This is a genomic window from Alicycliphilus sp. T452 (genome assembly GCF_054512775.1).
The window spans coordinates 202142-222793 of record NZ_JBTNEH010000005.1 but is presented as its reverse complement, the minus strand read 5'-3'; the positions used below and the strand labels follow the sequence as shown (position 1 = coordinate 222793).

Below are 20652 nucleotides of genomic sequence, written 5' to 3'. Positions count from 1 at the left end.
GGTCAGTTCCTCCCAGGGATGAGTGCCAGGAATTCGCGGCGCAGCGTGGAGTTGGTGAGGAACACGCCGCGCATCACGGAGTTGATCATCTTGCTGTCCATCTCGCGCACGCCGCGCCAGGACATGCAGAAGTGGCTGGCCTCCATGACGATGGCCAGGCCGTCGGGCTGGGTCTTCTCCATGATCAGGTCGGCGAGCTGCACCACGGCCTCCTCCTGGATCTGCGGCCGGCCCATGACCCAGTCCACCAGCCGCGCGTACTTGGACAGGCCGATGACGTTGGTGTGCTCGTTGGGCAGCACGCCGATCCAGATCTTGCCGATCACGGGGCAGAAATGGTGGCTGCAGGCGCTGCGCACGGTGATCGGGCCGACGATCATGAGCTCGTTCAGGTGCTCGGCGTTCGGAAACTCGGTGATCGTGGGCGGGTGCACGTAGCGGCCCTTGAACACCTCGTTCAGGTACATCTTGGCCACGCGGCGCGCGGTGTCCTGGGTGTTGTGGTCTCCGGCCGTGTCGATGACCATGCTGTCGAGCACGCCCTGCATCCTGGCCTCGACCTCGTCGAGCAGCAGCTCCAGCTCGCCCGGCTCTATGAACTCGGCGATGTTGTCGTTGGCATGGAAGCGCCGGCGCGCCGCGGTCAGCCGCTCGCGGATCTTGACGGAAACGGGCGTGCCCTCGTCCGGCTCGCCGGCATTGGTGGGTGCTACAGGTTCTGAAGACATGGCGGCATGGTAACAGCGAACGTCGATCCCGGCTTCATGCCTGTTTCATGGCCCTGGCGCTTATCCATCAAGCGCTGGCAGCTATGCAAACAATAGCTCAATAACGATTGCCGGTGACCCACAGCGCGGCGCGCATGACGGCGAAGGCGATGCGGTCGAGCACGCGCTCGCGCCAGGGACGCCCCGCGTATTCGTGCGGATCGAGCGGCCGCCCGCCGTTCTTCATGGCGCGCACCAGGCGCTGGCGCAGCTCCTGCGCGAAGGCGGCGTCGCGCACCACCACGTTGGCCTCGCGCGCCAGCAGCAGCGACAGCGGATCGAGGTTGCTCGACCCCACCGTAGCCCAGGCCCGCCGGCTCTGCGCGTCTATCACCGCCACCTTGGCATGCAGGAAGCTGGGCTCGTACTCGTAGATCTCCACGCCCGCGGCCAGCAGGGCGCCGTATACCGGCCGCGCGGCGTGGTATTGCATGAAGTACTCGTAGCGCCCCTGCAGCAAAAGGCGCACCCGCACCCCGCGGCGCGCCGCCAGCATGAGCGCCCGGCGCAGCTTGCCGCCGGGCACGAAATAGGCGTTGGCGATGATGATCTCGCGGCGCGCCTGGGCGATGGCGCGCAGGTAGGCGCGCTCTATGCGGGTGCGGTGGCGCAGGTTGTCGCGCAGCAGCAGGGCCGCGCGCATGCCCCGGCTGCCGGCGCCGGCCCAGCGCGCGCTCACGCGCGCGGCGCTGGCGGCGCGCAGGTCGGCCAGCGCCAGCGACAGGCGGCGGTGGCGCACGTCGCTCACGGCCCGCATGCGCCACCACAGCTGCTCCATGGTGTCGCTGGCCTGCTGCACCAGGCTGCCCACGGCCCGCACGGCGAAATCGAAGCGCGGCGCGGCCAGTTCGCCATGGTTGGGGTCATGGAAGTCGTCCAGCACGTTGATGCCGCCGCAGAACAGCACGCAGCCATCGATCACGCACAGCTTGCGGTGCAGCCGCCGCCAGCGCATGGGCAGCAGCAGCCCCAGGGGCCCCAGCGGCGAATACACGTGCAGGCGCACGCCGGACGCCATGAGGCGCGAGCGCCAGGGCTCGGGCAGGCGGCCCGTGCCCACGCCATCGACCACCAGGTGCACGCGCACGCCGCGCCCGGCCGCGCGCATCAGCGCCTCGGCCACCAGGCCGCCGGAGCCCGTGCAGTCGAAGATGTAGGTTTCGAACTGGATGTCGGACAGGGCCGCGTCCATGTCGGCGATCAGGGCCGGGAAGAACTCCTGCGTGCCCTGGAGCAGCTGGATATGGTGGTCTGTGGCTGTCCTGGTCTGGCGCGCCGGGGTTGCCATACGGGCGGTCAGAGCCTGAACTCGGCGATCAGCGGCAGGTGGTCCGACATGCGCCACCAGATGCGCCCGCGCGGCACCTGCAGGCCCAGCGGCGTGATCCCGCGCACGTACACGTGGTCCAGCTGCACCAGGGGCAGGCGCGCGGGGTAGGTGAAGGCCTGCGGCGCATCGTCGTACTCGTACAGGCCGAAGCCGGCGAGCATGCGCTTGATCTGCAGGCCCCAGTCGTTGAAGTCGCCGGCCACGACCAGCGGCGCGCCCGCGGGAACCTCGCGCGCGATGAAGCGCTGCAGCTGCTCCACCTGGCGTATGCGGCTGCCGGGAATGAGCCCCAGGTGCACGACGATGGCGTGCACGCACCGCCCCTGCACCTCCACCTCCACGTGCAGCAGGCCGCGCTGCTCGAAGCGGTGGTCGGAGATGTCCTCGTGCTGGTGGCCCACCACCGGCCAGCGCGTGAGCAGGGCGTTGCCGTGCTCGCCATGGCGCGTGTAGGCATTCGTGCGGTATACCGAGGCATAGCCCTCCGGCGCCAGGTACTCGGCCTGCGGCACGCGCGGCCAGCGCTTGAAGTACGCGGCCTCCTTGTGGTTCATCTTGCGCACTTCCTGCAGGCACACGATGTCGGCATCGAGCTGCTCCACGGCCAGGCCCAGGTTGTGGATCTCCAGCCGGCGCGCGGGCCCCAGCCCCTGCACACCCTTGTGGATGTTGTAGGTCGCAACGCGCAGGATGCCCGAATGCTCGGCGGGAAGTTCGATCTGTAAGGCAGTCATCGTCAAACGAATCGTGGCAGCCAGAGTATGGCCTCTGCATTGGAAGGTGAAAAGCAGCGGTCGGCCGCCTCGCGCCACTCCATCCAGGCATATGACGTGTGTTCGCGCGGATTCAAGGCCACAGGCGTGCCCGGCGGCACGGACAGGCCGAACACGCGCTCGGTGTTGAGGTATACACCCGGCGCGTAGCGATGTCGCCACTGGGGGTAAATGGCGTATACGTTTTCCAGCCCCCAGTCGCGCAGAACGCAGCCGGGGGCGGCGGCGTCGATGCCCGTCTCCTCGCGCACCTCGCGCGCGGCGGTGGCGGCGAAGTCTTCCGCCAGGCTGTCCTTGCTGCCGGTGACGGACTGCCAGAAATCCTCCGCCGCGTCGGCGCGGCGGATCAGCAGCACCTGCAGGTCCGGGGTGTGGATCACCACCAGCACCGACTCGGGGATCTTGTACATGCCGGAACTGTAGCCCGCCTCCCGGCAAACGAAAACGGCAGGTGCGTGGGGCCGCGCCCGCTCAGCCCGCCGTGGGCTGCAGGTTGCGCAGCCGGATGTGCAGCTCGCGCAGCTGCTTTTCGTCCACCGGCGAAGGCGCCTGGGTCAGCAGGTCCTGCGCGCGCTGGGTCTTGGGGAAGGCGATCACGTCGCGGATGGACTCGGCGCCGGTCATCAAGGTGATGAGGCGGTCCAGGCCGAAGGCCAGGCCGCCGTGCGGGGGCGCGCCGTACTGCAGGGCGTCGAGCAGGTAGCCGAACTTGGCGCGCTGGTCCTCGGGGCTGATGTGCAGGGCGGCAAACACCTTGGCCTGCACGTCGGCGCGGTGGATGCGCACCGAACCGCCGCCCAGCTCCCAGCCGTTGAGCACCATGTCGTAGGCCTTGGCGATGCACTTGCCAGGATCGGTGTCCATGAGGTCCTCGTGCCCGTCCTTCGGGGACGTGAAGGGGTGGTGCACGGCCACCCAGCGGTCCTCGTCCTCGTCGTGCTCGAACATGGGGAAGTCCACCACCCACAGCGGCGCCCAGCGGTTCTCGAACAGGCCGTTCTGCCTGCCGAACTCGCTGTGGCCGACCTTCAGGCGCAGCGCGCCGATGCTGTCGTTGACGATCTTTTCCTTGTCGGCGCCGAAGAAGACGAGGTCGCCGTCCTGCGCGCCGGTGCGCTTCAATATCTCGGCGATCGCCGCGTCGTGGATGTTCTTCACGATGGGCGACTGCAGGCCGTCGCGGCCCTTGGCGGCCTCGTTGACCTTGATCCAGGCCAGGCCCTTGGCGCCGTAGATCTTCACGAACTCGGTGTACTGGTCGATCTCGCCGCGGCTGATGGCCGCGCCGCCGGGCACGCGCAGCGCCACCACGCGGCCGCCCTTGGTGGTGGCGGGGGTGGAGAAGACCTTGAAGTCCACGTCGCGCATCACCTCGGTCAGCTCGGTGAATTCGAGCTTGACGCGCAGGTCGGGCTTGTCCGAGCCGAAGCGGTGCATGGCCTCGGCGTAGGCCATGGTGGGAAACTCGCCCAGGTCCACGCCCAGCTGGGTCTGGAACACCTCGCAGATCATGCGCTGGAAGATGGCGCGGATCTCTTCCTCGTTCAGGAACGAGGTCTCGCAGTCGATCTGCGTGAACTCGGGCTGGCGGTCGGCGCGCAGGTCCTCGTCGCGGAAGCACTTGGTGATCTGGTAGTAGCGGTCGTAGCCGGCCACCATCAGCATCTGCTTGTAGAGCTGGGGCGACTGCGGCAGCGCGAAGAACTGGCCGTCGTGCACGCGGCTGGGCACGAGGTAGTCGCGCGCGCCCTCGGGCGTGCTCTTGCCCAGCATGGGCGTCTCGATGTCGATGAAGCCTTCCTGGTCGAGGAAGTTGCGCACCTGGATCGCCGTCTTGTAGCGCAGCATCAGGTTGCGCTGCATGGCGGGGCGGCGCAGGTCCATCACGCGGTGCGTGAGGCGCGTGGTCTCCGACAGGTTGTCGTCGTCCATCTGGAACGGCGGGGTCACCGAGGGGTTGAGCACGGCGAGCTCATGGCACAGCACCTCGATCTGGCCGCTCTTGAGCTTGTCGTTGGTCGTGCCCGCGGGGCGCGCGCGCACCACGCCCTGGACGCGGACGCAGAACTCGTTGCGGATGTCCTCGGCCACCTTGAACATCTCGGGGCGGTCGGGGTCGCACACCACCTGCACGTAGCCTTCGCGGTCGCGCAGGTCGATGAAGATCACGCCGCCATGGTCGCGGCGGCGGTTCACCCAGCCGCACAGGGACACGGTTTCGCCCATCAGGGCTTCGGTCACGAGACCGCAATAGTGGGAGCGCATGGCCATTGGATCAGTCTTCCTGCGCTCCCGTGGAGCGCGACGATGAGGGTTTGTATTTTGCGTACGCCGCCGGCGACCACCAGGAGCGTGCAACGAAATGCCGGGTCATTTGCCTGGCTCGTGGGCCACGGGGTCGGGCGGCGCCACGACGCCCATGGACACAATGTACTTGAGGGCCGCGTCGATGCTCATGTCCAGCTCTATGCAGTCGCTCTTGCGCATGAGCACGAAGTACCCGCTCGTGGGGTTGGGCGTGGTGGGCACGTAGACGCTCACGAACTCGTCGCGCAGGTAGGCCGCCACCTCGCCGCTGGGCGCGCCGGTGATGAAGGCCACCGTCCACACGCCGTCGCGCGGCCACTGCACCAGCACCGCGGTGCGAAAGGCGTTGCCGCTCTCGGAGAACAGCGTGTCCGACACCTGCTTGACGCTCGAATAGATGGAGCGCACCACCGGAATGCGGCTGACCAGGGCATCGCCCCAGGACACCATCTTGCGCCCGGCGAAGTTGCTGGCGAACGCGCCGACGACGAGCAGGATGGCCAGCGTGAGCAGCACCCCGAAGCCTGGAATGTGAAAGCCGAGCAGCCTGTCCGGCTGCCAGGCCCCGGGCAGGATCTGCAGCGTCTGGTCCAGGGTGCTCACGATCCAGCTCAACACCCAGGCGGTGATGACGCCGGGCACGATGACCAGCAGGCCCGTGAACAGCCATTTGCGCAGTGCAGCCATGGAAATGATCGTTTTATGCGTCGGAACTGGATGCGGGACTTGCTGGGTCAGCGCTTGCAGCTTCTGTTTTAGGAGCATCCTGCGCCGCGGGCGCGGCCGCCGCGGTGCTGCCGGCGCCGCTTGCGCCGCCGCGGAAATCGGTCACGTACCAGCCCGAGCCCTTGAGCTGGAAGCCCGCGGCCGTCACCTGCTTGGCAAAGGCCTGCGCGCCGCAGGCCGGGCACACCGTCAAGGGCGCATCGGAAATCTTTTGCAGCACGTCTTTGGCATGGCCACAGGTGCCGCATCGGTAGGCGTAAATAGGCATTGCGAAGAAACGCGGAAAATGTGCAAAACCCGCGATTATAGGTATGCCTGCCCGCAAGAGGCGGGCGCCCTACTCGACCCCCACAACGCGGTGGTGGGGCGCGCGCGTGTTGCGCACCATCTGCGGCGCCAGCGAGCCGGCCACCATGCCGAACACGGCGGACAACAGGCCGGCGAGCTGCTGCGGAAAGGCCTCGTGCAGCGCGGGCGTGAGCATGAACACCAGCCACACACCGATGCCCAGCACCACGGCGCACACCGCGCCCTGGGTGTTGGCGCGCTTCCAGTACAGGCCGAACACCAGGGGCACGAAGGCCCCCACCAGCGGCACCTGGTAGGCGCTCGACACCAGCTCGTAGATGGGCGTGCCCTCCATCTTGATGGAGTAGAGCAGCACGCCGGCGGCGAAGACCAGCACGCTGATGCGCATGGCCAGCAGCTTTTCGCGGTCGCTGATGTACTCGGGGCGGAACTGGCGCCAGATGTTCTCGGTGAAGGTCACGCTGGGCGCCAGCAGCGTGGCCGAGGCGCAGGACTTGATGGCCGACAGCAGGGCGCCGAAGAACAGCACCTGCATGAGCAGCGGCATTCTCTCCATGACCAGCGTGGGCAGCACCTTCTGCGGATCCTCCCTGAGCAGCTGCGCCGCCTGCTCGGGCATGATGAGGAGGGCGCTCGCGACCAGGAACATGGGCACGAAGGCGAACAGGATGTAGGCCGAGCCGCCGATCACCGTGCCGTGCGTGGCCGCCCGCTCCGTGTTGGCCGACATGACGCGCTGGAACACGTCCTGCTGCGGGATCGAGCCCAGCATCATGGTGATGGCGGCGCCGAAGAAGAACAGCACCTCGTGCCAGGTCAGCTCGGGCCAGAAGCGCAGCATGTCGCGGCTGGTGACCAGGTCGATCACCTTGCCCGCGCCGCCCGCCATGTCGGCCGCGAACCAGGACAGGACCACCAGGCCCAGCACCAGGATGATCATCTGGATGAAGTCCGTGACGGCCACCGACCACATGCCGCCCCACAGCGTGTAGACCAGGATGGACAGCACGCCGATGGCCATGCCCCAGGGAATGCTCACCGTGCCGCCCGAGAGCAGGTTGAACACCAGCCCCAGCGCCGTGACCTGCGCCGACACCCAGCCCAGGTAGCTCAGCATGATGATCAGCGAGCAGATGACCTCCACGGCCCTGCCGTAGCGCTCGCGGTAGTAGTCGCTGATGGTCAGCAGCGTCATGCGGTACAGCTTGGCCGCGAAGAACAGGCCCACGAGGATCAGGCACATGCCGGCGCCGAACGGGTCCTCGACCACGGCGTTCAGCCCCCCCTGGATGAACTTGGCGGGCACGCCCAGCACGATCTCGGAGCCGAACCACGTGGCGAACGTGGTGGTGATGATCATGTACATGGGCAGGTGGCGCCCCGCGATCGCGAAATCGGCCGTGTTCTTCACCCGCTGGGCGGCCCACAGGCCTATCCCTATGGTGACGAACAGGTAGGCAATCACCATGGAGAGCAGCACGTTGGTTACTCCTGGGAGGATCGAGTGGAAGTGAGGGGGATCAGAAGACGCGGATGCGCACGAACAGCTGCATGGCCAGCAGCCCCAGCACGAAGCCCAGGCCGCCATAGATGAGGCTTTGCAGCAGGCGGTTGGTGCGCTTCTGCGCGGCGAGCAGCTCATGCAGGTCGGCCCGGCCGTCATGCGGGCGCTGGCGCAGGAAGTCGTGCAGCAGGCGCGGCAGATCGGGCAGCATCTTGGCGTAATGCGGCGCCTCGGCGCGCAGCTCGCGCCACAGGCGCTGGGGGCCGAGCTGCTCGAGCATCCATTTCTCCAGGAACGGCTTGGCCGTGCTCCACAGGTCCAGGTCGGGGTCGAGCTGGCGCCCCAGGCCCTCGATGTTGAGCAGGGTCTTCTGCAGCAGCACCAGCTGCGGCTGTATCTCCACCTGGAAGCGCCGCGAGGTCTGGAACAGCCGCAGCAGCACCATGCCCAGCGAGATTTCCTTGAGCGGGCGGTCGAAGTACGGCTCGCACACCGTGCGTATGGCCGCCTCCAGCTCGTTGACGCGCGTGCTCGCGGGCACCCAGCCGCTCTCGATGTGCAGCTCGGCCACGCGCTTGTAGTCGCGCCGGAAGAAGGCCGTGAAGTTCTGCGCCAGGTATTCCTTGTCGAACTCGGTCAGCGTGCCCACGATGCCGAAGTCCAGCGAGATGTAGCGCCCGAAGGTGGACGGGTCCAGGCTGACCTGGATGTTGCCCGGGTGCATGTCGGCGTGGAAGAAGCCGTCGCGGAACACCTGCGTGAAGAAGATCGTCACGCCATCGCGCGCGAGCTTCGGTATGTCCACGCCGGCCGCGCGCAGGCGCGCCACCTGGTTGATGGGCACGCCGTTCATGCGCTCCATCACCGCCACGTCGGCATGGCAGAAGTCCCAGAACACCTCGGGGATGAGCACCAGGTCCAGCCCCTCCATGTTGCGCCGCAGCTGCGCGGCGTTGGCGGCCTCGCGCACCAGGTCGAGCTCGTCGTGCAGGTAGTTGTCGAACTCCGCCACCACCTCGCGGGGCTTGAGGCGCTTGCCGTCGGCCGACAGGCCCTCGACCCAGCCGGCCATCATGCGCATGAGCGCCAGGTCCTTGTCGATCACGGGCAGCATGCCCGGGCGCAGCACCTTCACGGCCACGTCGCGCTCGCGCCCATCCCGGTCGCGGATCACCGCGAAATGCACCTGCGCGATGGAGGCGCTGGCCACGGGCTCGCGCTCGAACGACACGAAGATCTCGCCGATGGGGCGGCGGAACGACCGCTCTATGGTGGCGATGGCGATCCCGGGGTCGAACGGCGGCACGCGGTCCTGCAGCAGCGCCAGCTCGTCGGCGATGTCCGGCGGCATCAGGTCGCGCCGCGTGGACAGCACCTGGCCGAACTTCACGAAGATGGGGCCCAGGCGCTCGAGCGCCTCGCGCAGGCGCTGGCCGCGCGGCGCGTCCAGGTTGCGCCCTATGGTGATCACGCGCGTGAAGGCGCGCAGCCATGGCCGGTCGAAGCTCGACAGCACCAGCTCGTCGAGCCCGTAGCGCAACACCACCCAGACGATGGTCAGGCCCCGGAAGAAGCGGCTCATGGCGTCGGGCGGTCCGAAGTGCCGTCCAGGCCCGGCGGCGCCATGCGTCCGCCCGCGAAGCGGCGCAGCGCGTCCGCCACCCGCCCGGCCACAGTGGCCACGGCGCGCGCGGGCGCATCGCCGATCACGCGCGCCAGGTCTTCCTCGACGTCCCAGCGCACATGGTCCACGAGCCAGTTGATCTCGCCGGCCAGCTGCACGTCGCCCTCGATGCGGATGGCGGGCTTGTCGCCGCGCAGCGCGCCCTTGGCCAGGGACAGCGGCGAGGTCTCGGACACCTCCAGCCGCAGGTCGGGCGCCGCGCCCTGCGGCGCAAGGTCCAGCAGCCCCGCGGGCGTGACCTGCAGCGCCATGGAATAGACGCGCCACTGCACCCGGGCCACGCGGCCGCGCTGGCGTGCCAGGCGCTCCATGGCCTCCCTCTCCTGCATGAGCACATGGTTGAGGAACAGCACCAGGCGGTGCTGCAGCTCATGCACCAGCCATGCGGGCAGCTGCGGGCCGGCCGCGACGCGCTCGAAAAAACCGTCCAGGAAAGAAAAAGGGGACTGTGTTGCCATAGTCCCCGATTATCCGGTCATTCCCCGCGCCGGCCGCAGCGCGGCGGGGATTTCGGCCGCGCGCGGCCTCGCGGGCGCGCCGCCATGCCTATTGCAGGGCCTGCACGCCGGCCACCAGCCAGCCGACGGAGCCGTTCTTGGGCTTGGTCATGTTCCAGACCTCGCGGAACGGGCTCGGGCCGGCCGAGGGCTCCTCGCGGATCATGCCGGAGAACTCGACGCTGGCCATGTAGCCGTCGCCCAGGTCCTCGATGCCGAGCAGCTGCGCCTCCAGCATCACCACGTCGGTGTGGTTGGGCTGCTCGCCGCCGCGGTGCGACTCGCGCTCGCTCAGCTGGGCGCGGATCTCGTCGACCATGCCGTCGGTCATCATGGAGCGCAGCGTGGCGATGTCGGAGCGGTCCCAGGCGGCCTGCAGCGTGGTGAAGTTGCGCTTGGCGGCGGACAGGAAGCCCGCCACGTCGAAGTCAGCGGGCACGCCCCAGTTCTGCGACCCGGCCAGGGCCGATCCGATCATGGAGCCGCCGCCCTCGGCCGGCGCCTGGTAGGCCATGCCGGTGCTCTCCCAGGGGCGCGCCGAGGCATCGTTGCCCACCTTGTCGGGACTGTACTGGCGCGGCGCCTGCGCCTCGGCCGGCGTGGCGGCGCCCGCGCCCTGGAAGGCGAAGGGCGCGGCGCCCGCCTGGCCGGCCGCGGGCCTGCGCGAGCGCATGACCATGCCGACCACCACCATCACGGCCAGCGCCAGCAGCGCGATGAGCAGGAACTGGCCGAACTCGGCCCCCAGGCCCAGGGAATGGGCCAGCCACGCCAGGCCCAGGCCGGCGGCCAGGCCGCCGAGCATGGCGCCCCAGGGTTTCTTGGGCGCCGCCGCCGCGGCGTTGGGCGCTGCCGCGGGCTTGGCCGGGGCGCTGTTGGCCGCGTTCTGCACCGGAGCGGCAGGCGCGGCGGGAGGATTGCCCGCTTCGCGCTGCGTCACGTTGCTGGACTGCCTGCCCATGGATTTGCCGCCGCCCAGGCGGCGCGCATCCGCATCCAGATGCACGATCGCCAGCATGGCGACCAGGAGCACGGACCACAGTTTCATCATGTTCTCCCTGAAGTATTGATGGCGATCAACCGATTCTTTCAACACTTGATTCCAACATGCAAGGCCACGATGCCGCCAGTCATGTTGTGATAGTCCACATGCCCAAAGCCACTTTGCTGCATAAGGGATTTGAGCTCTTCCTGGCCCGGGTGCATGCGGATCGATTCGGCCAGGTAGCGGTAGCTGGAGTCGTCGCCCGCCACCATCTTGCCCAGGCGCGGCAGCACCTGGAAGGAATACCAGTCGTAGGCCTTCTCCAGGGGCCTGGCCACCTTGGAGAACTCCAGCACCAGCAGGCGCCCGCGCGGTTTGAGCACGCGGCACATCTCGCGCAGGGCGGCGTCCTTGTGCGTCATGTTGCGCAGGCCGAAGGCCACGCTGACCAGGTCGAAGTGGTTGTCGGGGAACGGCAGGTGCTCGGCGTCGCACACCAGCGTGGGCAGCATCACGCCTTTGTCGATGAGGCGGTCGCGCCCCACGCGCAGCATGGCCTCGTTGATGTCGGTGTGCACCACGCGACCCGTGGTGCCGACCTTCTTGGAGAACGCCAGCGACAGGTCGCCCGTGCCGCCCGCGATGTCCAGCACCTGGTCGCCCTCGCGCAGGTTGGCCACCATCACGGTGTAGGCCTTCCAGGCGCGGTGCAGCCCGGCCGACATCAGGTCGTTCATCAGGTCATATTTGGGCGCTACGGAATCGAACACGCCGCGCACGTGGCGCGCCTTGTCCTCCTCCTGAACCGACTGGAATCCGAAATGCGTGGTACTCATGGCCGCGATGCTACGCACCCGCCCGCCGCGCGTACAGCGGCAACCCCGTGCCGGCCTCGGGCATCTGTCGTTATTTGATCAATGGCCGCCGCAGCCGTGGCCGCCCCTGGCCTTGGGCGCCATGGGCGCATCGCGGTCCAGGCCGGCCTCGGCCAGGCGGTCGAGGTAGCCGGCCCACAGGGCCTGCGCGTCGCGGCCCAGCTCGTAGAGATAGTCCCAGGAGAAGATGCCGCTGTCGTGGCCGTCGGAGAAGCTGGGCTGGACCGCGTAGTTGCCCACCGGCGCGAGCGCCGTGAGGGTCACGTCGCGCTTGCCCGTCTGCAGCACCTGCTGGCCCGGGCCGTGGCCCTGCACCTCGGCCGAGGGCGAGTACACGCGCATCAGCTCGAAGGGGATGCGGAAATGCGCGCCGTCGGAGAACGCCACCTCCAGCACGCGCGACTGCTCGTGCACCGTGATGGATAGGGGGGTGGGCGCGCCAGCCGTCAGACCTGCCATGGATTCATCCTCATTTGTTGCCATTTCGCCAGAAAACGCCCGTCTGGCAAGCGCTGGCAGCTATCAATTCAGTAACATCATGCACCAGCCTGCGCGGCCCAGTGGTCCAGGCGCTCGCGCATCAGCCCATGCAGCGCCGGCAGGCACGCGGCCACCGCGGCCTCGTGCGTGCCGTCGCACGCGCGCTGCGGGGGGGCCCAGACGGGCGCGGGGAAGTGGCTGTCCCACTCGTAGCGCGCGATCACGTGCCAGTGCAGGTGCGGCACCACGTTGCCCAGCGTGGCGAGGTTGATCTTGGCGGGCGAGAGCTGCTCGCGCAGCGCCTGCTCGACGATCGCGACGGCCTCCATGCAGTGCCGGCGCTCGGCGGGGGTCAGGTCGGAGAACTCGGCCGCATGCGCGTTCCAGATGACGCGGTAGAAGGCGGGAAAGCCCGCCTCCTCGGCGCGGATCACGCGCAGGTGCGCGCCGCGCCAGATGAGGGCGCCGCCGTCGGCATCGCACAGGGGGCAGGCGGGCGCCGCCGTCATACCAGCACCCTCTCGATCCCGCCCGCGTTGGCGCGCTGCACGTATTCGGGCAGCCAGTTCTCGCCCAGGATCTGCCGGGCCATCTCGATGACGATGTAGTCGGCCTCGAGCAGGCCGGTCGTGAGGTCGTCCTGGTAGCGCGAGATGCCCTGCAGGCAGCTCGGGCAGCTGGTCAGGATCTTGATGTTGTCCGTCGCACCCACGGCGCCGCTTTGGCGCAGCTGGGCCTCGCCCTTGCGGATCTCCTCGGTCTTGCGGAAGCGCACCTGCGTGGACACGTCGGGGCGCGAGACGCCGAGCGTGCCCGACTCGCCGCAGCAGCGGTCGCTCTTCAGGACCTTGTCGCCCACCAGGGCGCGCACGGTCTTCATGGAGTCGCCCAGCTTCATGGGGTTGTGGCAGGGCTCGTGGTACAGGTAGCCGCCCTGGCCCGCGGGCAGGGTGATGCCTTTTTCGAGCAGGTATTCGTGGATGTCGATGATGCGGCTGCCGGGGAAGATCTTGTCGAACTCGTAGCCCTGCAGCTGGTCGTAGCAGGTGCCGCAGCTGACCACCACGGTCCTGATGTCCAGGTAGTTCAGCGTGTTGGCCACGCGGTGGAACAGCACGCGGTTGTCGGTGATCATCTTCTCGGCCTTGTCCTGCAGGCCGTTGCCGCGCTGGGGATAGCCGCAGCACAGGTAGCCGGGCGGCAGCACGGTCTGCACGCCGGCGTGCCACAGCATGGCCTGCGTGGCCAGGCCCACCTGGCTGAACAGGCGCTCGGAGCCGCAGCCGGGGAAATAGAACACCGCCTCCGAGTCCGCGCTCGTCTGCGGGTCGCGGATGATGGGCACGTAGTCCTTGTTCTCGATGTCCAGCAGCGCGCGCGCGGTCCTGGTCGGCAGGCCGCCGGGCAGCTTCTTGTTGACGAAGTGGATCACCTGCTCCTTGATGGGCGCCGTGCCCACGGTGGCGGGCGGGCGCGCGGTCTGCGGCCGGCTCACGCTGCGCAGCGCGTCGACGGCCAGGCGCTGGGCCTTGAAGCCGACGTTGACCATGCCCGCGCGCAGCAGGTTGATGGTGCGCGGGTCGGTGGCGTTGAGCATGGCCATGGCCAGCTTGTTGCCGGGGCGCCAGCTCTTCTTGTCCATCTTCACGAGCAGGCTGCGCATGGCCATGGTGACGTCGCCGAAATCGATCTTCACCGGGCAGGGGTTGTAGCAGCGGTGGCAGATGGTGCAGTGGTCGGCCACGTCCTCGAACTCCTGCCAGTGGTGGCTGGAGATGCCGCGCCGGGTCTGCTCCTCGTACAGGAAGGCCTCGGCCAGCAGCGAGGTGGCGAGGATCTTGTTGCGCGGCGAGTACAGCAGGTTGGCGCGCGGCACGTGGGTGGAGCACACGGGCTTGCACTTGCCGCAGCGCAGGCAGTCCTTGACGCTGGCGACGATCTGGCCGATGTCGCTCTGCTGCATGATGAGCGACTCGTAGCCCATCAGGCCGAAGCTCGGCGTGTAGGCGTTGGTCAGGTCGGCGAAGGGCAGCGAGCGGCGCGAGTTCTTTTGGGCCTGATTGGCCTCCAGCGCTTGCCTATCAAGCGCTTGCAGCTCCTGATTTCGCAGCAGCTTGCCCTGGTTGAAGTGCCCTTGCGGATCGACGCGGCGCTTGTAGTCGGCAAAGGGCGCGAGTTCCTCGTCGGAGAGGAATTCCAGCTTGGTGATGCCGATGCCGTGCTCGCCCGAGATCACGCCGTCCAGGCTGCGCGCCAAGGCCATGATGCGGCCCACCGCCTCGTGCGCGGTCTGCAGCATCTCGTAGTCGTCGCTGTTCACCGGAATGTTGGTGTGCACGTTGCCGTCGCCCGCGTGCATGTGCAGCGCCACCCACACGCGGCCCTTGAGCACCTGCTTGTGGATGGCGGCGGCCTCCTGCATCAGGGGCTCGAAGGCCGCGCCGACGAAGATCTCGGCCAGCGGCTGGCGCAGCTGCGTCTTCCAGCTGGCGCGCAGGGAATGGTCCTGCAGCTGCGGGAACAGGCGCGCCACGTCGTCCAGCCAGCCCTGCCACAGGGCCCGCACCTCGGCCACCAGCGCCTGCGCCTGCGCCACGCGGTCGCCCAGCAGCTCGGCGGCGGGAAGCGCATCGCCCTGTTTGCCCAGGGGCAGGTCGGGGCGCGCGAAGAAGTCCTGCAGCGCGTCGCACAGCTTGAGCTTGTTGCGCAAGCTCAGCTCGATGTTGATGCGCTCGATGCCGTCGGTGTACTCGGCCATGCGCGGCAGCGGGATCACCACGTCCTCGTTGATCTTGAAGGCGTTGGTGTGCCTGGAGATGGCTGCCGTGCGCTTGCGGTCCAGCCAGAACTGCTTGCGCGCCTCGCTGCTGACCGCGGTGAAGCCCTCGCCGCTGCGCGAATTGGCGATGCGCACCACCTCGGCCGTGGCGCGCGCCACGGCGTCGGCGTCGTCGCCCACCAGGTCGCCGATCAGCACCATCTTGGGCAGCCTGCCGCCGCCCTTCTTGCTCTTGGTCGCGTAGCCCACGGCCTTCAGGTACCGGTCGTCCAGGTGCTCCAGGCCCGCGAGCAGCACGCCGCTGCGCTTCTGCTCGGCGAACATGAAGTCTTTGATCTCGACGATGCTGGGCACGGCCTCCTTGGCCGAGCCGAAGAACTCCAGGCACACGGTGCGCGTGTGCGCGGGCATGCGGTGCACGATCCAGCGCGCGCTGGTGATGAGGCCATCCGTGCCCTCCTTCTGCACGCCGGGCAGGCCCGAGAGGAACTTGTCCGTCACGTCCTTGCCCAGGCCCTCCTTGCGGAAGGACTTGCCGGGGATGTCCAGGCGCTCGGTGCGCACCGGCGTCCTGCCGTCGGCCTCGAAGTACGCGAGCTCGAAGCTCGCCACCTCGGCGTCGTGGATCTTGCCCAGGTTGTGGCTGATGCGCGTGACCTCCAGCCACTGCGCCTGCGGCGTGACCATGCGCCAGCTCGCCAGGTTGTCGAGCGCCGTGCCCCACAGCACGGCCTTCTTGCCGCCCGCGTTCATGGCGATGTTGCCGCCGATGCACGAGGCCTCGATGGAGGTGGGATCGACGGCGAACACGAAGCCGCCGCGCTCGGCCGCGTCGGCCACGCGCTGGGTGACCACGCCGGCCTCGGTCCAGACGGTGGGCACGTCGTGCGCGAGGCCCGGCAGGCGCACCATCTCCACCTCGGTCATCGCCTCGAGCTTCTCGGTGTTGATGACGGCGCTGCGCCAGCTCAAGGGGATGGCGCCGCCGGTGTAGCCCGTGCCGCCGCCGCGCGGGATGATGGTGAGCCCGAGCTCGATGCACGCCTTGACCAGGGCGGCCATCTCGCCTTCCGTATCGGGCGTGAGCACGACGAAGGGGAACTCCACGCGCCAGTCGGTGGCGTCGGTCACGTGGCTCACGCGCGAGAGGCCGTCGAACTTGATGTTGTCCTTGGCGGTGTGGCGCGCCAGGCGCCTGGCCACCTGCTTGCGCATCCCGGCGACTTCGACCAGGGTGGCGTCGAACTCGGCGATGGCGCGGTTGGCCGCCTCGACGAGCTGGGCCACGCGGCGGTCGCGCTCGGGGTCTTCCTGCGGCGTGCGGCGCTTCTCGATCTCGCCCATGCGGTGGTGCATGGCGTCCACCAGCATCTTGCGCCGCTGCGGGTTGTGGATCAGGTCGTCCTGCAGGTAGGGGTTGCGCTGCACGGCCCAGATGTCGCCCAGCACCTCGTAGAGCATGCGCGCCGAGCGGCCCGTGCGGCGCTCGCGGCGCAGGTGGTCGAGCACGTCCCAGGCCTGGGCGCCGAGCAGGCGGATGACGATTTCCCGGTCGGAAAACGAAGTGTAGTTGTAAGGAATCTCGCGCAGGCGCACGGGCTCGCTGCCCTGCGCCTGCAGCGCAGCCAGCGCTATCGGTGCATTCATGGGGTCAACCTGGGTTGGGCGCGCTGCGCCCTGAGGCCTCGGGGGCAGAAATTCTATGCCACGGCCCCGGGACCCGCCGCACGCACGCAAGAGCCATTACGCCCCGTCGGGATCAGGGAGTCAGAACAGCACGCGGCTGCGTATGGTGCCGGGCACCTGGGCCAGCTTCTCCAGCGCCAGGTCGGAGGAGCGCGCGTCCAGGTCGATCACCACGTAGCCCACCGCCTCGTTGGTCTGCAGGTACTGGCCCGCGATGTTGATCTGGTTGTCCGACAGGATGCTGTTGATCTGCGACAGCACGCCCGGCACGTTGCGGTGGATGTGCAGCAGCCGGTGCTTGCCCGGATGGGCCGGCAGCGCCACCTCGGGGAAGTTGACCGACGAGGTGCTGGTGCCGTTGTCGCTGTAGCGGACGAGCTTTTCCGCCACCTCCAGGCCGATGTTGGCCTGCGCCTCCATCGTGGAGCCGCCGATGTGCGGCGTGAGGATCACGTTGTCCAGCCCGCGCAGGGGCGAGACGAACTCGTCCTTGTTGCTCTTGGGCTCGACCGGGAACACGTCCACGGCCGCACCCAGCAGCTTCTTGTCGCGGATCGCCCGGGCCAGCGGCTCGATCTCCACCACCGTGCCGCGCGAGGCGTTGATGAGGATGCCGCCCGGCTTCATGGCGGCGATCTGGTCCGCGCCGATCATCCACTGCGTGGAGGGCAGCTCGGGCACGTGCAGGCTCACGATGTCGCTCTGCGCCAGCAGCTCCTGCAGGCCGGGCGCCTGGCGCGCATTGCCCAGCGGCAGCTTGGCGACCACGTCGTGGAAGATCACCTGCATGCCCAGCGACTCCGCCAGCACCGACAGCTGGGTGCCGATGGAGCCGTAGCCCACGATGCCCAGCGTCTTGCCGCGGATCTCGTAGGCGTTCGTGGCGCTCTTGAGCCAGCCGCCGCGGTGCGCCGCCGCGTTCTTCTCGGGCACGCCGCGCAGCAGCAGGATGGCCTCGGCCAGCACCAGCTCGGCCACCGAGCGGGTGTTGGAGTACGGCGCGTTGAACACCGCGATGCCGCGCTCGCGCGCCGCATCCAGGTCCACCTGGTTCGTGCCGATGCAGAAGCACCCCACGGCCACGAGCTTGTGCGCATGCGCGAACACGTCGGCCGTGAGCTGGGTGCGCGAGCGTATGCCCAGGAAATGCACGTCGGCGATCTTGCGGCGCAGCTCCTCGCCCTCGAGCGCGCCGGGCAGCACCTCGACCTGCGTGTAGCCGGCGGCGCGCAGCACCTGCGCGGCGCTGGCGTGCACGCCTTCGAGCAACAGGAACTTGATCTTGCTTTTATCCAGGGACGTCTTGGGCATGGCGTGGCAATCCAGGGCAGGCGCCTGCGGCAGGGCATGACAAAAAAGAGTGCCGCAAAGGGAAACAATGGGCTCATTGTGCAGCGCACCATTGCCGGCGGCATGCCGGCGATGGCATATCCCTGTTTGCGACAGCGCCATAAATCGCGCCGAAACGCGCAGATTCGCACACAAAACGTCACAGTAATGTCACAATTTGGCCTTCCCGTCCCCTGGCGGGTTTCCCCGGTTGTTGCTGCTTTTTCAGCATGCGACAACGACACCGTGCTGTCATGAAGGGCCCGCACCATTGGAGCCTTCATGTCTTTCGTCCATCAACGAGGAGTACCCCATGCAATTGAAACAACTGGGATTGGCCGCATGCATGCTGGCAACCGGCCTGGCCGCACAGGCGCAGACCGAGATCCAGTGGTGGCATTCGATGAGCGGCCCGCTCGGCGAGTGGGTCGGCGATCTCGCCAAACAGTTCAACGAGAGCCAGAAGAGCTACAAGGTGGTCGCCACCTACAAAGGCCAGTACGACGAGTCGATGACGGCCGCGATCGCCGCCTTCCGCGCCGGCAATGCGCCGGACATCCTGCAGGTCTTCGAGGTCGGCACCGCGACCATGATGGCGTCCAAGGGCGCGATCAAGCCGGTGGGAGAGGTCATGACCGCGGGCGGGGCCAAGTTCGACCCCAGCGTCTACATCCCGGCCGTGGCTGGCTATTACACGGCACCCAGCGGCCAGATGCTGAGCTTTCCCTTCAACAGCTCGACGACCATCTTCTACTACAACAAGGACGCCTTCAAGGCAGCCGGCCTCGACCCCGAGAAGGCGCCCACCACCTGGCCCGAGGTGATGGCGGCGGCCGACAAGCTCAAGGCCAGCGGCCACAAATGCCCCTTCACCACCAGCTGGATCAGCTGGACGCAGCTGGAGAGCTTCTCGGCCTGGCACAACACGCTGTTCGCCACGCAGAACAACGGCTTCGGCGGCACCTCGGCACGCCTGGCCTTCAACTCGCCGCTGCACGTGCGGCACTTCGAGAACCTGGCCAAGATGGCCAAGGACGGCACCTTCGTCTACAAGGGCCGCAACAATACGCCCGACGCCGCCTTCCCATCGGGCGAGTGCGCCATGATGACGGGCTCCTCGGGCCTGTACGCGCGCGTGGCCAAGGACGCCAAGTTCAAGTACGGCATCTCCGCCCTGCCTTACTACCCCGACGTGAAGGGCGCGCCGCAGAACACCGTGATCGGCGGCGCTTCGCTGTGGGTGATGTCCGGCAAGTCCGCCGACCATTACAAGGGCGTGGCCAGCTTCTTCAACTTCCTGTCCGACACCAAGGTGCAGTCCGAAAGCCACAAGCGCACCGGCTACCTGCCCATCACCATGGCGGCGTACAAGCTGACCGAGGCATCGGGCTTCTATGAAAAGAACCCCGGAACCGACGTGGCCGTGACGCAGATGATCCGCAAGACCACCGACAAGTCGCGCGGCATCCGCCTGGGCAACTTCGTGCAGATCCGCACCATCGTCGACGAGGAGACCGAGCAGATCTGGAACGGCAAGAAGACCGTCAAGGAAGCCCTGGACACCGCCGTCAAGCGCGGTAACGAGCAACTGGAACGTTTCCAGAAAGCGAACAAAGGCTGACCGCCTGACCTCCCCCGCCGCAGGCGGGGGAGGGAATTCGCCGGAACAAGTGACGGCGCAATAAACTCGCTCGCCAGGCGGGTGTTTTCGTTTCCAGAGGCTTCATGGAAAAACGCGTTCTCTTCCGATCCGGCTGGCTGCCCTGGCTGCTGATCGCGCCGCAGATGGCGGTGATCCTGGTCTTCTTCTTCTGGCCGGCCAGCCAGGCGATCCTGCAGTCGGTGCAGGCCGAGGACGCCTTCGGCACCTCCACCACCTTCGTCGGCCTGGAGAATTTTGCGACCCTCTTCGAGGACCCGGCCTACGTCGACTCGTTCAAGGTCACGGCCATCTTCTCGCTGCTGGTCGCGGTGATCGGCATCGCGCTGTCGCTGGTGCTGGCCGTCTTCGCGGACCGCATCCTGCGCGGCGCCCTGGTCTACAAGACCTTCCTGATCATCCCCTACGCCGTGGCGCCGGCCATCGCGGGCGTGCTGTGGGTCTTCATGTTCTCGCCCAGCATCGGCGTGGTGAGCTACTGGCTGCACCAGGCGGGCTTCGACTGGAACCATCTGCTCAACTCCGGCCAGGCGCTCGCGCTGATCGTGGTGGCCGCCATATGGAAGCAGATTTCCTACAACTTCCTGTTCTTCCTGGCCGGCCTGCAGTCGATCCCGAAGGCGCTGATCGAAGCAGCCGCCATCGACGGTGCCGGCCCCCTGCGGCGCTTCTTCCACATCCAGTTCCCGCTGCTGTCGCCCACCACCTTCTTCCTGCTGGTGATGAACGTGGTGTACGCCTTCTTCGACACCTTCGCCATCGTGCACGCCACCACCGAGGGCGGCCCGGGCCGCGACACCGCGATCCTGGTCTACAAGGTCTGGCACGACGGATTCCGGGCGCTCGACCTCGGCGGCTCGGCGGCGCAGTCGGTGGTGCTGATGGCCATCGTCATCGCACTGACCGTCGTCCAGTTCCGCTACGTCGAGAAAAAGGTGCAGTACTGATGCCGCACACCGCC

The 20652-nt window shown here is 67.8% G+C and carries 18 protein-coding genes; 2 read left to right on the top strand and 16 right to left on the bottom strand.

Annotated elements, in window-relative coordinates:
• Nucleotides 1-2: 2 nt before the first annotated feature.
• From folE to serA, 16 genes are all read right to left on the bottom strand, one after another.
• Nucleotides 3-728 carry a GTP cyclohydrolase I gene (gene folE / locus ACX12L_RS06710; protein WP_459261900.1) on the bottom strand — a complete coding sequence of 242 codons (726 nt, stop codon included), beginning with the start codon at nt 726-728 and terminating at the stop codon, nt 3-5.
• 97 nt (nt 729-825) lie between these two features.
• Nucleotides 826-2055 (bottom strand): cardiolipin synthase ClsB, encoded by a 1230-nt coding sequence (gene clsB, locus ACX12L_RS06705; RefSeq protein ID WP_459261899.1) that lies wholly within the window; start codon nt 2053-2055, stop codon nt 826-828.
• 8 nt (nt 2056-2063) lie between these two features.
• Nucleotides 2064-2831 carry an endonuclease/exonuclease/phosphatase family protein gene (locus ACX12L_RS06700; RefSeq protein ID WP_459261898.1) on the bottom strand — a complete coding sequence of 256 codons (768 nt, stop codon included), beginning with the start codon at nt 2829-2831 and terminating at the stop codon, nt 2064-2066.
• 2 nt (nt 2832-2833) lie between these two features.
• Nucleotides 2834-3280, bottom strand: coding sequence for a dihydroneopterin triphosphate diphosphatase (gene nudB, locus ACX12L_RS06695; protein ID WP_459261897.1), 447 nt, complete (start codon nt 3278-3280; stop codon nt 2834-2836).
• 61 nt (nt 3281-3341) lie between these two features.
• The gene (gene aspS / locus ACX12L_RS06690; protein ID WP_459261896.1) at nt 3342-5141 is read right to left on the bottom strand and encodes an aspartate--tRNA ligase; all 1800 of its coding nucleotides are present in this window, start codon (nt 5139-5141) and stop codon (nt 3342-3344) included.
• A gap of 99 nt (nt 5142-5240) precedes the next feature.
• Entirely contained in the window at nt 5241-5864 is a 624-nt protein-coding gene (locus ACX12L_RS06685) for a DUF502 domain-containing protein (RefSeq protein WP_459261895.1), read from the bottom strand.
• 13 nt (nt 5865-5877) lie between these two features.
• Nucleotides 5878-6171 carry an FmdB family zinc ribbon protein gene (locus tag ACX12L_RS06680; RefSeq protein WP_459261940.1) on the bottom strand — a complete coding sequence of 98 codons (294 nt, stop codon included), beginning with the start codon at nt 6169-6171 and terminating at the stop codon, nt 5878-5880.
• A gap of 69 nt (nt 6172-6240) precedes the next feature.
• Nucleotides 6241-7692, bottom strand: a complete 1452-nt coding sequence (locus ACX12L_RS06675; RefSeq protein ID WP_459261894.1) for a high affinity choline transporter 1 — start codon at nt 7690-7692, stop codon at nt 6241-6243.
• Nucleotides 7693-7732: 40 nt separating this feature from the next.
• Nucleotides 7733-9298 carry a ubiquinone biosynthesis regulatory protein kinase UbiB gene (ubiB, locus tag ACX12L_RS06670; RefSeq protein WP_459261893.1) on the bottom strand — a complete coding sequence of 522 codons (1566 nt, stop codon included), beginning with the start codon at nt 9296-9298 and terminating at the stop codon, nt 7733-7735.
• Nucleotides 9295-9858: a hypothetical protein gene (locus ACX12L_RS06665; protein WP_459261892.1), complete on the bottom strand. Its 564-nt coding sequence runs from the start codon at nt 9856-9858 to the stop codon at nt 9295-9297. The genes ubiB and ACX12L_RS06665 overlap by 4 nt, the downstream gene beginning before the upstream one ends.
• Nucleotides 9859-9946: 88 nt before the next feature.
• Nucleotides 9947-10948: a Tim44 domain-containing protein gene (locus ACX12L_RS06660; protein ID WP_459261891.1), complete on the bottom strand. Its 1002-nt coding sequence runs from the start codon at nt 10946-10948 to the stop codon at nt 9947-9949.
• A gap of 38 nt (nt 10949-10986) precedes the next feature.
• Complete coding sequence (ubiE, locus tag ACX12L_RS06655) at nt 10987-11718, bottom strand: bifunctional demethylmenaquinone methyltransferase/2-methoxy-6-polyprenyl-1,4-benzoquinol methylase UbiE (RefSeq protein ID WP_459261890.1); 732 nt, start codon at nt 11716-11718, stop codon at nt 10987-10989.
• 78 nt (nt 11719-11796) lie between these two features.
• Entirely contained in the window at nt 11797-12216 is a 420-nt protein-coding gene (locus tag ACX12L_RS06650; protein WP_459261889.1) for a gamma-butyrobetaine hydroxylase family protein, read from the bottom strand.
• Nucleotides 12217-12293: 77 nt separating this feature from the next.
• On the bottom strand, nt 12294-12746 hold the full coding sequence (locus tag ACX12L_RS06645; RefSeq protein ID WP_459261888.1) for an HIT family protein: 453 nt from the start codon (nt 12744-12746) through the stop codon (nt 12294-12296).
• Nucleotides 12743-16663, bottom strand: coding sequence for a DUF3683 domain-containing protein (locus tag ACX12L_RS06640; protein WP_459261887.1), 3921 nt, complete (start codon nt 16661-16663; stop codon nt 12743-12745). Before ACX12L_RS06640 ends, ACX12L_RS06645 begins: the two co-directional genes overlap by 4 nt.
• Nucleotides 16664-16783: 120 nt before the next feature.
• Nucleotides 16784-18013, bottom strand: a complete 1230-nt coding sequence (gene serA / locus ACX12L_RS06635) for a phosphoglycerate dehydrogenase (protein WP_459261886.1) — start codon at nt 18011-18013, stop codon at nt 16784-16786.
• A gap of 331 nt (nt 18014-18344) precedes the next feature.
• Between serA and ugpB the strand changes: the two genes are divergently transcribed.
• Nucleotides 18345-19652 carry a sn-glycerol-3-phosphate ABC transporter substrate-binding protein UgpB gene (gene ugpB / locus ACX12L_RS06630; protein ID WP_459261885.1) on the top strand — a complete coding sequence of 436 codons (1308 nt, stop codon included), beginning with the start codon at nt 18345-18347 and terminating at the stop codon, nt 19650-19652.
• 104 nt (nt 19653-19756) lie between these two features.
• Nucleotides 19757-20638: a sn-glycerol-3-phosphate ABC transporter permease UgpA gene (gene ugpA, locus ACX12L_RS06625; protein WP_459261884.1), complete on the top strand. Its 882-nt coding sequence runs from the start codon at nt 19757-19759 to the stop codon at nt 20636-20638.
• The last annotated feature ends 14 nt before the right edge of the window (nt 20639-20652 follow it).